The following is a 13,359-nucleotide window of genomic DNA, read 5'->3' as shown; positions in this document are numbered from 1 at the left end:
TGCGGATCGCAGGCCACAAAAAAGGGCGCTCAGCGCCCTTTTCTTTTGTGCTAAAACAACCTTACGCCAGACGGCGTTTCTGCATGTTCTTCCAGATCCACAGCCCGGCAATCGCCAGCGCGAATACCACACCAAATCCGATACCAATCGCCACGACCGGCGCACCCGCCATGACCACCAGCGAATAGAGCCCCAGCATCAAAAGCATGGCGGTGTTTTCACCCAGATTCTGTACGGCAATCGCATTACCGGCACCGACAGAAATTTTACCGCGATGCTGCAACAGGGCGTTCAGCGGCACCACGAAGAAACCACCCAAAATCCCCACGACAACCAGAACGATGTAAGAACTCAGCATGCTGGTTTGCAGCGCAAACACCACGACAGCGATACCAATGGCGACACCGGCGGGCAGACAACGTTTAACGGTGTCCAGACGGATTAATTTAGCCGCGGCTCCCGCACCAAACACAATCCCGATCGCCACCATCGCGTTGAGCAGCGTCGGCGTTTTGTTATCGGTGATACCCAGCGCCACCGGCACCCAAAGAACCAGCAGGAAACGCAGCGTCACGCCCGCGCCCCAGAACAAGCTGGTGCCGACCAGCGAGAAGCGCGTTTCGCCATCCTGCCACAAGGTTTTACAGGCAGAGAAAAATGTCCGGCTCATTTTTGCCGGATTCCACGACTGCCCCGGACGCGCCGGATCCAGCTTAGGAATAAACCAGTTTGCCGCCACTGCCGCGCCGTACGCCAGCACGCAGATCCCGAGCGCCGCCAGAATGCTCCAGTCAGCCAGTGCGCCACCGGCAACAGAACCCAGCAGGATCGCGGCAATGGTGGATGCTTCCATCAGCCCGTTGGCTTTCACTAACTGCTCACCGCTGGCGATCTCCCCGAGAATGCCGTATTTCGCCGGTGAATACGCCGCAGCGCCAATACCAACCAGCGTATAGCCGAGGAACGGATTCATACCGGCGCAAATCACCGCTGCGCCCGCCAGTTTCAGCAGGTTAGCCACCATCATCACGCGGCCTTTCGAGAAACTGTCCGCGAACTGCCCGACAAACGGTGCGAGGATAATGTACGTCGCCACAAACGCCATTTGTAAAACGGGCTGGCTCCAGTCGGGATAAAGCTGCTGTTTGATCAGCGCCAGCGCGGCAAACAACAGCGCGTTGTCACCGAAAGCGGACAGGAACTGCGCCACGATCACCGCACTCATACTTTTTGACATCAGCGGCGATGCCGCCTTGACTGGCTGGATCATGCCTCAGTCTCCGGGTTTTCTGCCATCTGGCGCAGGGTGACAAAATCGGGTTTACCGCTGCCGAGCAACGGTAACGCTTTAACGACACGAATATCACGCGGTACCGCCAGTTCCGGCAGCCCGAGTTCACGGGCAGCTTTGCTCAGCGCATCACGACGTAATTCAGTATCAGTGGTAAACAGCACCAATGCCTCGCCTTTGCTGGCGTCACTGCGCGATGTTGCCGCATGCTGTTTATCCGGTGAAGCCTTGATCGCCAGTTGCTCGACGCTTTCCAGCGACACCATTTCTCCCGCCAGTTTGGCAAAACGCTTCACGCGACCACGGATGGCGCAGAAACCTTTTTCATCCAGCGTGACGATATCACCGGTGTCATACCAGCCAGCCTGCATTTCACCTGCGGCATTCTCAGCCTGCGGAGTTTCCAGCACACCCGGATTTTCCACGCGCAGATAGCCTTTCATAATATTCGGGCCACGCAGTTGCAGACGACCGCCCTCTTCAATCCCCGGCACGGTAATCAGGCGCGATTCCATCCCCGGCAGAATTTTACCGACGGTATTCACTTTGGTGGCCATCGGTACGTTGATGGCCACCACCGGCGCACATTCGGTCACGCCGTAGCCTTCGAGAATGCGGATACCGAATTTGTTTTGCCAGATTTCCTTGGTGCTTTCAGCCAGTTTCTCAGCGCCAGCCACCACATAACGCAAACGGGCAAAATCATACGGATGGGCAAAGCGGGCGTAATTGCCCAGGAAGGTGGAAGTCCCAAACAGCACGGTACAGTTCTGGTCATACACCAGTTCCGGCACGATGCGGTAATGCAGCGGGCTTGGGTATAAAAATACGCGTGCGCCGGTGATCAGCGGCGTCAGTAATCCGACGGTCAGGCCAAAGGCGTGGAACAGCGGCAGTGACGACATAAAGCGGTCACGCGGCGTAAAGTCTGCAACAGTCCGGATTTGCTCAACGTTCGCCAGCAGGCTGGCATGGGAATGCACCACACCTTTCGGATTGCCTTCCGAACCGGAAGTAAACAGCACCAGCGCTGCATCATCAGGCTTTTGCGGCAGCATCGCACGACGCGGGAAAATCAAATGGAACAGGATCCACAGCTTATCCTGCGTGGTCACCGTGTCTTTCAGATCTTCCAGATAGACCCAGTTCGCTTCTGGGACATTCTCCGGCAGATGCGTCAGTTTGCCTTTCTCAAGGAACTGGCGGGAGGTAATGATGGTTTTGATCTGCGCAGCTTTCATCGCGCTTTGCAGCCCTTTCGCCCCGGAGGTGTAGTTGAGCAGCGCCGGAATACGGTTGCGCATCGATGCGCCAAACAGTGCCGCCGCCATGATGGTGGCATTCGGTAACAGCATGCCGACGTGTTCACCTTCACGGGTGAAACGTTGCAGGATACGGCTCACACCCAGGCATTTTTTCAGCAGGCCCTGATAGGAATCTTCTTTGAACGCGATATCGGCGATGCAAGGTTTGCGGCGGCCATAACGGGTTTGCGCGGATAACAACGCCTGATACAGCGTTTCCGGCTCGCGGGTATCCATGCGCGCCTGCATCATGATTTTATGCAGTTGCTCACCGGCCAGCACACGGCGGTCGCGGGAACGTGGCGCATCCGGCATCGGGATGGTGGTCGGCGGCAAAAGATTGATAGTGACTTTCGGGAACCAGCGGATTTTAAAGCTGCCGAACAAACGGCCAAAGGGTGTGTATTCCGGCCCGTCGATACGCACCGGGATCACTGTCGCCTGTGACTTCGCCGCCACAAAGGCCGCGCCGTCGTAAATCTTCATCAGTGAACCGGTCACCGTGATACGGCCTTCCGGGAAGACAATCACCGGACGTCCTTTTTCCACTTCGCGGATCAGATGCTTGATCGCCATCGGTTTGGTCGGATCCAGCGGCATGAAGTCCACATACGGTTTCAGCCAGCGCATAAACCAACTGTCCGTGATGTTGGAATACACTGCAAATACCGGTTTGATCGGCAGGAAAAGCACCAGCAGCATGCCGTCAATAAACGAGACATGGTTCGGCGTGAGAATTAATCGCGGGTAATTAAAGTCGTTTTTCACCGGGGTCACAGTGACCCGGAACATCAGACGAAAAAGCCACCTGAATGCGGCGAAAAGAAAGTTATACATGTTTGCCATCTCCTTATGTGTCATCCCTGATCTTGAAAGAAAAAGGTTGGGGAAACAGCATACTATAAGCCGTTGTAAAAGACGCCAGTCAGAGAGAGTTTAGGAGGTTGCTTAGCGACATGCCGGAATTGAGGCAAAAAAAAACCTACGCATCCGCGTAGGTTGGTGCAAATTTAATCGGTATCAACATGCAGAGCACGTTGATGATTCACCAATCAATACCTCTGGGACGTTCAATTTAGCTGTTTTGTACGAACCACAGCCAGCAGGCAATCGAAACATAATTCCGCAAAGTGTAACGAGTGGTGAAAATGAGTCCGATTTCTCTTAAATCGGGCTAACCATTGAAAACTACCTTAAATAATTTCAACTTCAACCAGGCAACTCATGGCATTTGGCCCCTGCGTCAGACGCGATGTGCCGATATCCAGCGTCAGCACATTCGGGTTACCCGCCTGCTCGGTTTCCTGCCATTTGCCACCAAAGCCCGGATCAAACCAGGCGCCGGTGGACATCAGTACTACGCCACGCGTGATCCCGTCGTTAAGCGAAACACCCGCCAGACAGCTGCCACGCGCATTATGCACTTTTACCCGGTCGCCATTTTTCAGCTGACGGCTGCCCGCATCTTCCGGATGCATAAACAGCGTTTCCTTCCCGGCGGTTTTGTTCGACTGAGCCAGCGGCGACTGATCGAGCTGACTGTGCAGGCGATCTTTCGGCTGAATGGAAATCAGGTGCAAAGGCCATTCTTTGGCGCTTTCAGCACCCAGCCATTCAACCGGCGGCTGCCATTCGGGATGCGGCGCGAAATCTTTATAACCGTAACCGGCGATGGTTTCAGAGAACAGTTCGATTTTGCCACTGTGCGTGCCGAGCGGATTAGCGCGCGGGCTTTTGCGGAATTCCTCGAAGAACACGTAATCTTTTTCCGGCATCGGCAGTTCAACAAAACCGCGCTGCCAGAACGTTTCGAAGTCCGGCCATTCCACGCCGGTGCCTTTCTGCGCTTCACCGCACTGACGGTAAATATGGCGCAGCCACTGATCTTCATTGCGCCCTTGCGTGAACTGCTCGCGATAACCGAGACGATCCGCAATATCCGCGAAAATATCAAAATCGTTACGCGCCTGATGCTGAGGCGCAATCGCCTGATGCATCGCCAGCACGTAGCGGTCACGCGATGAGCCGCCGATATCGTTACGTTCCAGCGAAGTCGTCGCAGGCAGCACGATATCCGCCATCTGCGCCGCTGGCGTCCAGACGTTATCCTGCACAATCACGGTATCCGGCTTCTGCCAGCCTTCCACCAGACGGTTAAGCTGCTGATGATGATGGAACGGATTGCCGCCCGCCCAGTGGACCAGATGGATATCCGGGTAAGTCAGCGTCTCGCCCTGGAATTCATACGGCTGACCGGGATTGAGCAGCATGTCGCTGATGCGTGCCACCGGAATCGACAGTCCAGACGGATTCGGTCCGGCGCTGACCGCCGGGCCCGGGGTGTCATAACGCGGATTGCCGACGCTGTTCATCGAGCCATGACCAAACGAGAAGCCGCCGCCCGGCAAACCGACCTGCCCGAGCATGGCGGAAATGGCGATCATCATCCAGTAAGGCTGCTCGCCGCGATGGGCGCGCTGCACCGAATAAGAACAGGTAATAAAGCTGCGCACGCCGATCAGATCGTCTGCCAGACGGGCAATACGTTGTGCCGGAACGCCGGTAATGTGGCTCGCCCAGTCAGGCGTTTTCGGGATGCCGTCGGTTTCGCCGCGCAGATAGGCGGCAAGTTGCGGATAACCGACGCAATGGGTGCCAAGAAACGCGTTGTCCTGCGCTTCCTGGCGCTGAATCTCATATGCCACCGCCATCATCAGCGCCGCGTCCGTGTTCGGGCGGATCGGGATCCACTCCGCATTCACAAACTCCGGGCAGTCGTCACGCATCGGGCTGATATTTATGACACGCGTGCCTTTCTTCGCCAGCTGCTCCAGCGCCGGTTTCAGGGTATGTTCCACTGCACCGCCGGAAGCGACCTGCGCGTTTTTCAGCGCCAGACCACCGAACGCCACCAGAATGTCAGCATGTTCGACCACGCTCGGCCACGACGTCACTCGTCCGGTCAGCGGGGTAAACGTGCCGATAACATAAGGCAGAAAGAACTGCGCCGAACCCCAGCTGTAGTTGCCCTGCTGATCCACACCACCGCCGCCGGTGAAATAAAAACGACGCACCAGAGAACGGGCATGATGCAGGCGACCGGCCGATGACCAGCCGTAAGAACCGTTAAAAATGCCGGAAGCGCCGTAACGGTCACGCACGCGTTTGTTCTCTTCCGCCACCAGATCCAGCGCCAGATCCCAGTCCACTTCGACAAAATCTTCACGCCCGCGTAGCGAGCGATCGCTGTTCTCACGGTTTTTCAGCCACGACCGGCGCACGGCAGGTTTACGGATACGTTTATCGGAATAGACCAGAGGCGCAATGGAATCGAGTAAAGGGGAAGGATCGGCATCCGCTTTATAAGGTTCGCAGCGGATCAACCGGCCATCTTCCACCACGGCGGTATACGCGCCCCAGTGGGCCAGTTGCGGATAGCGTTTAATAGACATTATTTCTGTTTTTCTCAGCGCAGATAAATGACTTTAAAAATACCATTCACTGCGCTGATAACTCAAAGCACAAATGTGGATAAACAGAAAAGGTGACCTGTTCCCCCTTCGTCCTCAATTACTCAGACATGCTCATTCAGGCCTGTGGCTGCGCGATGACCGGCGGTAACCAACTGTTATAGCCAAAAGCACGACGGCCAATGACGATCAACATCAATCCTAATATCAGCGCAAAAACCAGAATGATGGCGATGATTTGCAACGGCATAAAGCTGCCTGCCAGCGCTGTCACCGCCAGGCCGCTGACGGGTACCGAACACATATTCATCAGGCCAATAAGCCCCATGGTTTTTCCCAGATGTTTCTGCGGAATAATCTGGCTGCGTAAGGTGCGCAGGTAGACGCTGAATGCACCGTCAAACGCCATCAGTAATGCGTAACCAGCCAGATACATCGCGTAATCCAGTGAAAGCGACATCAGGGCACCTGACAATATCATGCCGCAAAATGACAGGGTTCCCAGCGTGGAAAGCCCAAAACGTTTGGCAATGCGCGGCACAAAGAAAAACGTAATGATGGTGACCAGCGCTGCCGAGGTCTGTAACACGCCAAAGTAGCTCTCAGGCAGATGAAACTCTTTGAGGATCACCGCCGCACTCACCACCAGCGCCGCACCGTAGACCAGATTGACGACCCAGGTCAGCGCACACAGATGCAGCAGGATTTTATTCTGCTTAAGTACCTGAATCGCCGTAATATTGGATTGCACAATGGAACGCAGACTCATCTTCTCTGCCACTTCCAGGTCATGCGTTTCGAGGAACAAATAGTTGATGGCCGAGACAGCAAACAGCACGGCGGCACAGGCTAAAATCGCCCCTACGCCACCATAAACAGAAATTGCCACGGCCAGCGCCGGGCCGAGAACCTGTGTGGTCTGGTCGACACCCTGCAACATTGAATGCGCTTTCGGCAGAGTCTCTGCGGGGATATGGCGCGGTAACAGCGCCTCAGTGGCGACAAAGTTCAGGACATAGGCCACCGACAGCAGCGCCATCATGACCGCCAGCACCGGGAATGTGGCGCCGGGATGAAAGGTCAGGGTCAGGAAGGCGATCACCATTAACACGCAGCGTCCGGCTTCCACGTTAAAGAAGATAAAACGGGGCTTGATACGGTCAGCCAAAAAACCTGACAGCGGGAAAAACAGAATACGCGGCAGCCATTCAATCACGAATGCCAGCGAGGAAAAGGTAAGAGAACCGGTGGCTTTTAAAATCGCCAGCGGCACGGCAAACAGCAGAAACTGATCGCACAGTGACCCGGCAAAGCGGGAAAAGACGAAACGTTTTAATCCAAAACGATCACTGTTCATATCATTGCTTTCCTTAAAGGAGTTCGGGAGCCACCACAAATGAGGTGGCTCGGGTGTTATCAGATCTGACGGAGGGTAAACAGCGAGCGGGCGTATTGATCGGCAATGGTTAAGTGCTCATCAAAACCCTGTTCTGCGGAACGCTGTGGCCAGAAATACTCCACGGAACCTTCACGGGTTTTCCACGACACCAGCTTTTTCGACAGATCCAGCGGCTTAGCAGTCACCTGCATATTCACCACATGAGCCGGCAGGCTGGCGGGCAAGGTGATTTTCTCAATCACACCCACGTCGGCTTTAATAAAAGCAACGGCGCTCAGGCCGCGAGGTTCGAGCGTATCCGGCAGCGGTTTAAGTTTGTTCAGATGGCTGAGTACGTGCAGTTCATACGGGTTGATACCGTAGGTTCTTTCCACCAAATCCATAATGGTGTCGCCGCCGGTGCGTGCGCCCACTTCGATGATTTTGATTTCACCGGCAGGCGTAATACGGGCTTCAAAGTGCGCCACCCCGTAACGGATCCCCAGTGCATGACAGGCCCGTTCAGCAATGTCACGCAGTTGCTGATTGTCACTGTGCAGCGAGGGCATGCTGTGGCCGACTTCAACAAAATTCGGCTCTTCACCCAGGTATTTGTCGGTAACTGCCATGGCCCGGTGATAGTCGCCCTGATTGATCACCTCAACGCTGACTTCCTGCCAGGCCGGAATATATTCCTCGACCTGGAACAAGTCTTCCGGCGCAAAGGATTCACCATTGAGTGAAATCACATCGGTAACGCAACGGGCGAACACTTCTTCGATTTCCTGTTCGTGAGTGATTTTCAACACGCCCAGACTCCCCGCCAGTTCACGCGGTTTAATCACCACCGGCAGACCGAACTCTGCGATCAGGTTTTTCAGTTCGTTGAGCGTACGGAACGCCGCGAAGCGAGGCACCGGCAGGCCAGCGGCTTGCAGGATTTGCTTCATCACAAACTTGTCACGGCAGTTGGTGATCGTCTGGCAATCATTTCCGTGAAGCTGGTAATGCTCAGTCAGAAGGCTGGCGGCGCGCACGGTAAAATCGTTCATCGGGATAACCGCCGCAGGGGTTTCACCGGTTTCCTGTTGATGAGCCTGTACAGCACGCAGTACAGCCTCTGCATCAGCCACATCCCCCGGAATAAAGCCGTCGAAAAATTTGATGGTCGGCGTGGTGCGGTTTTTTGCCATCGTCAGTACCCGCATTCCGCCTGAGGCACGTAAAGCCCCGGCCAGCACACGCTCACGTAAAGCAAACTCACCGCCAAGGATCAAAATATAGGTGTTGTTCATAATAAAACTCCTGCAAGTCAGTAGTGGCCGTTATGCCGGCCATCGGATTAAAGGTCTTTACCAATCGTCCAGCCGCCATCAATAACCAGCGTGGAACCGGTCACAAATCGCGCATCGGAAGAGGTGAGATACATGGCCGCTTTTGCCACATCCTGCGTTTCGCCGAGCACAGGCAGGAACTGACCTCGCTGGATCTTCTCCATCTGTGCCGGATTGTCGTAGTAAGGTTCGGTCAGCGGTGTGCGGATAACACCGGGCGCAATGGCATTCACCCGGATTTGATGCTTGCCGTATTCCAGCGCCAGCTGTTTTGTCAGGCCGATCACGGCGTGCTTTGATGAGACATAAGCGGTGCGATCAGGCTCGCCCATCAGACCGGAGACCGAGGCGATATTGACGGCATTGCCCGGCAGGTTATGGCTAACCAGTTGCTGACAGAATGCACGTCCGGCAACAAAACTGGCGGTCACGTTGACGGCAAAAACACGTTCCCACAGCGACAGTGATAATTCATCGATACGGCAGATTTCACGCGTACCGGCGCAGTTAATTAAGACATTGTTATCGCTGGCGTATTCTGCAACTTCAAATACGCCATTCAGACGCACTGAATCAGTGATATCCAGCTGGTGGTGAACGTATTCAGGTTCATTGGCGAAAACGGACGGGGAACAGTCGATGCCCTCTACCGCATAGCCGGCGGCCAGATAGGCCGCCACCATCGACTGACCGATACCACTGGAGGCGCCCGTGATAAATGCTTTATGTTTCAGGCTCATGCTGCTTCCTTCATCGTGCGCTGGAACGTCACCAGAATGATGTCACGCAGTGCCGTCTCTCCCGGCTGGCGGCAGCCGATGGGGGTCACAGCATGGTATTTGTCGTGATTGACCACCAGCGTGTCGAATAACGCCTCCAGACGCAGCACCCGCTCAATATTTTTAGGGTTCGGGGCAATCAGATTGTCGCCACCCAGCATGTTGTCGGAGGCATGGATCAGGTGAACAAACACCACATCCTCATCATCTTTATGCAGCCAGACGGGCGAGCTGTACGCCGGCGCATCGCACTGCGCCTCATAGCGGAATAAATGAATGCCGACTGACAGCTCTTCCAGCGGCCCGATACGCTCATAGGCTTCAACAAAAGCGATGTCGTCCTGCAAAATCGCCTGCATCAGGCGGTTTGCAGTAATATTCTCGGGCAGCAAAGGATAATGGCGAACAATACCGCCGGTATCCGGATTGTATTTTTTGGTTTGCTTATATTCCGTAAAATGGCCAAAACTGAGTTCCCCCTGCTCATTACGCCGGCATTGCGCATAACCGCGCCAGCGATTGCCCGCAGAATAAGGATCAAGCGTCAGTTGTTCATACGCCATTTTTAATTTTTCAAGTTCAGAAAGAAAAATATCTTTATTATCGTAATTCACATCAGACAATGTCTGATAATAACCACCGGGAATAAATGCGTACCCCCCGGCGGCAAGATGATTAACATATTCCATATAAGACTCGTTATTAATTCAGGACAAAGAGAGAAAGTATCAACAGGATTAATTCACTCCGGTTATGTCCAATACACCACTTTGCTGTTATTGAGTCTGCCAATAAAGCGCCCGGCCGTAAGACGACTTCCCTGACTGACGCTGCTGACACCGTGCAGATGACAGGCGTTCATGAAATAAATATCCCCGGCATTCAGTCGCACTGACAGTGATTCCACTCCCTGCAACAGGTGCGGGGGATACGGATAACCGGTGTCCGTCACGCCAAAGCGGGCGCGGCAAGGCTCATCCGGATCGAGGTTCCACATCTTCAATTCGCCTCCGCCCTGCGCCGCTTCCAGGCACACATTAAACGCGGTAACCGTCATTGCATCGGCAATTTCAAAATCATCCTGTTGCGCAAACTTAAGCTGGGCGCGGTCTTCATGAGGCATCAGCGACATAACACCGTTATCCAGCCAGCGACGGAACGTGGCAAAACAGGCGTAAGAATTCTTATAACGCGCCGGGCCAAAATGGATGCCTTCATCCAGGAATAAATCTTCCAGCGTGCGGTTGAGGAACAGGGACTCGGTGGCATAACTGTCTGCGACGGACATCAGTTCTGCAACACTGCCGTTGACCCGGTTAACTTCCGCCATATATTGCTCGCCGTTACGGGAAAACTGTGTGGCGCCAATCTGATTGGTCAGAACAAAACCGTCATCGGCGCGGTTTCCGCCACCGTTGCGATCCACCATCTGATTAAACTTTTCTGCTACATCCTGGCAGATTTCTTTATTCGCAAAATTACGGATAATATACAGAACATTACCCTGATGATGACCATGCAGAATAATGTTCTTGATAACACTAAAATCGACATTATCAGGCTCAGTTTCTAAATAACTGAAGCCCTTTTTTACTGAACCGGACAATACCATCTCTTGCTGTTTTTCAGCCAATAATTCACTCATGATGTTCCTGCCAAAGAATATTAAAATGATAATCGCACAAAAATTTTGTTATTAATTAATCTGGGTAAGTAGGATGTCAGATAAATAAAGGCGAATACAGCATCCCACCCTGAGACCATAAATTATTATCCCGACGTTCCTGATTAAGCTCTGAGTATTTACCTAAATTACGCTGGAATATTTCACCGTAATTTCCGACCTGATGAATGATCGCGCGGATAAAATCCGGACGCAGCCCCAGGTTCTTACAATGCTGTTCTGACGGATAAAGGAAAGTGCGCAGGTATCCCGTCGCCTCCTGACTCATTTCCAGAATGTTTTTGCTGGTGATCTGTAAGTTTTCCGCTTCTATCAGCGTACGCATGATCCAGGTCACCGCTTTCAGCCACTGCGTATCATGAGAGGACACTGCCGGTGACATGGCTTCCAGCGAGATGCGGTCCTGCAAGATAATGTGCGCTTCTTTATCTTTCAGCTGAGCACGTTCGCCGGCCAGCAGATAGGAATCGAGACAGTAAATATTGCATTCGCCCAGCTGATAAGCCTGACGAGCCTGCGTCGGCGAATCAAAAAGTCGGATCTCGCAAGAGAGATTTAAATTTCCAAAGTAACGCTTCAGGTTTTCTTCGGTAGTTGATCCCCGCATGGCTGCTATCCGGCGCTCGCGGGTATACTTTGCCTGTTCAACGGGTTCGAGCAAATTACTCGCCGGCGTCATCAGCACTTCACCATCAAACAGCATCGGATGAACAAAACTGACTTCTGACTCTGATTCACGCTGGAAGGTGATGCTGGAATTAAATGACCCCAGGTCAATCACTCCGTCACGCAGCGCCCGAAACCGGTCGCCGGACTGCAACGGCATATAATGAATTTTCCCGACATCACCTAACACCGCCACCGCGACCGCCCGGGCTAAATCAATGTCGAACCCTTCCCAGCAATTGTGTAATGCATTGCGAAACGACAATCCTTTAAAACCCAGACTAACGCCAACATTCAGCACATCGTGCTGGCGTATCCGTTCAATAACCGTTTGGTTCAACATAGCTAACCTATTAATTAAATTGACTATTGTGACTGGTTCTCACCAGAGATTGCCTCTGTTGAACATCATACGGCTTGATGATAATTTGGATAGATATTCCAGAAACAAAAGAGCTATGCGTGAAAAGCACAAATGAGTTAGCCGAACTCCTTCCCAGTTTGTCCGTTTTTATTCAGGTGGTTGAAAAAGGTAGTTTTTCTTCAGCAGGACGGGAAGCTTCGCTGGCTCCCTCTTCTGTAAGCCGGATGATTGACCGGCTGGAGAAACGCCTCAATGTGGTGTTATTTACCCGCTCGACCCGCTCAGTCGCCATCACCGAGATCGGACTGGAAATTTATCAGCAGGCGCTGACGGTACTGTCCGCCACGCAGACACTTTTCTCCCGGGCGGATAGCTTCAGCGATACCCCTCAGGGTGTTTTGCGTATCACCGCGCCAAACACACTGGGTAAGATCCTGCTCACCCCTTTTCTGCCCGCCTTTTTACGCCGCTATCCAGAAATAAACGTCGAACTGTCGCTGACCGATCGCGTCACTAATTTGACGCAGGACGCCTACGATCTGGCACTTCGCGTTACCGAAAGTCCGCCGGAAAATATGGTTGCCCGTGCCCTGATGCCTATCGATTACGTACTGGTTTGTGCTGCGGATTACGACGAAGTGCTGCCCGATTTCCCGGCTGCGCTCACCAAGCACAACATTTTTTTCCCCGATGAACGGCAATTTCGCGGTGCCTGGCGTTTTTGGCACAATGATATAATGGAGACTGTGACGCTGGTTCCACGGCTGATGATCAATAACAGCGACGCCATGATTGATGCCATCCTGCAGGGTGTCGGCATTGCGCTGATCCCCACTTTCATCGCCAACAAATACATCGCGAATGGTAAATTGCATCGCGTGTTGCCTGAATGGCGAGTGGAGAACCCTCTGCCGCGCAACACCTACGCAATCACCCTGCCCAATAAACTGCTGCCGCTTAAAACCCGAGTATTTATCGATGATTTTATGCAGTGGATTAAGGAGGAAGGCAGGGTTTAGCCAGAATGAAACGGGACTGACGTGTACGCCGGAAATCCTTTTCCTGCAAAATCTCCGTCCCTGCCCCGCC

At 53.5% G+C, this 13,359-nt stretch carries 10 protein-coding genes; 1 reads left to right on the top strand and 9 read right to left on the bottom strand.

Annotated elements, in window-relative coordinates:
* Nucleotides 1-61: 61 nt before the first annotated feature.
* From lplT to ACJY2G_RS14815, 9 genes are all read right to left on the bottom strand, one after another.
* Nucleotides 62-1,270, bottom strand: a complete 1,209-nt coding sequence (gene lplT, locus ACJY2G_RS14855) for a lysophospholipid transporter LplT (RefSeq protein WP_112288295.1) — start codon at nt 1,268-1,270, stop codon at nt 62-64.
* Nucleotides 1,267-3,432 carry a bifunctional acyl-ACP--phospholipid O-acyltransferase/long-chain-fatty-acid--ACP ligase gene (gene aas, locus ACJY2G_RS14850; protein ID WP_439291892.1) on the bottom strand — a complete coding sequence of 722 codons (2,166 nt, stop codon included), beginning with the start codon at nt 3,430-3,432 and terminating at the stop codon, nt 1,267-1,269. The genes lplT and aas overlap by 4 nt, the downstream gene beginning before the upstream one ends.
* Before the next feature lie 356 nt (nt 3,433-3,788).
* Entirely contained in the window at nt 3,789-6,047 is a 2,259-nt protein-coding gene (locus ACJY2G_RS14845) for a molybdopterin guanine dinucleotide-containing S/N-oxide reductase (protein WP_439291891.1), read from the bottom strand.
* Nucleotides 6,048-6,183: 136 nt separating this feature from the next.
* Entirely contained in the window at nt 6,184-7,422 is a 1,239-nt protein-coding gene (locus tag ACJY2G_RS14840) for an MFS transporter (RefSeq protein WP_129638920.1), read from the bottom strand.
* Between the two features lie 59 nt (nt 7,423-7,481).
* A complete protein-coding gene (locus ACJY2G_RS14835) occupies nt 7,482-8,738 on the bottom strand; it encodes an ATP-grasp domain-containing protein (RefSeq protein ID WP_120163090.1) in 1,257 nt (418 codons plus the stop codon).
* Between the two features lie 47 nt (nt 8,739-8,785).
* The gene (locus ACJY2G_RS14830; RefSeq protein ID WP_439291890.1) at nt 8,786-9,517 is read right to left on the bottom strand and encodes an SDR family NAD(P)-dependent oxidoreductase; all 732 of its coding nucleotides are present in this window, start codon (nt 9,515-9,517) and stop codon (nt 8,786-8,788) included.
* Nucleotides 9,514-10,245 (bottom strand): 3(1)-hydroxy-L-isoleucine 4-dioxygenase HilB, encoded by a 732-nt coding sequence (hilB, locus tag ACJY2G_RS14825; protein WP_439291889.1) that lies wholly within the window; start codon nt 10,243-10,245, stop codon nt 9,514-9,516. Before hilB ends, ACJY2G_RS14830 begins: the two co-directional genes overlap by 4 nt.
* Nucleotides 10,246-10,307: 62 nt before the next feature.
* Nucleotides 10,308-11,201: an L-isoleucine 3(1)-dioxygenase gene (gene hilA, locus ACJY2G_RS14820; protein WP_112288289.1), complete on the bottom strand. Its 894-nt coding sequence runs from the start codon at nt 11,199-11,201 to the stop codon at nt 10,308-10,310.
* Between the two features lie 76 nt (nt 11,202-11,277).
* The gene (locus ACJY2G_RS14815) at nt 11,278-12,249 is read right to left on the bottom strand and encodes a transporter substrate-binding domain-containing protein (protein ID WP_113877588.1); all 972 of its coding nucleotides are present in this window, start codon (nt 12,247-12,249) and stop codon (nt 11,278-11,280) included.
* 119 nt (nt 12,250-12,368) lie between these two features.
* Between ACJY2G_RS14815 and ACJY2G_RS14810 the strand changes: the two genes are divergently transcribed.
* The gene (locus tag ACJY2G_RS14810; RefSeq protein ID WP_113877587.1) at nt 12,369-13,289 is read left to right on the top strand and encodes a LysR family transcriptional regulator; all 921 of its coding nucleotides are present in this window, start codon (nt 12,369-12,371) and stop codon (nt 13,287-13,289) included.
* Nucleotides 13,290-13,359: the final 70 nt, after the last annotated feature.

The sequence above is a fragment of the Rahnella sp. ATs2 genome (assembly GCF_051851855.1).
Taxonomy (GTDB): Bacteria; Pseudomonadota; Gammaproteobacteria; order Enterobacterales; family Enterobacteriaceae; genus Rahnella; species Rahnella variigena.
Note: the sequence above shows the minus strand (reverse complement) of the source record. Positions and strands in the feature narration are given on the sequence as shown.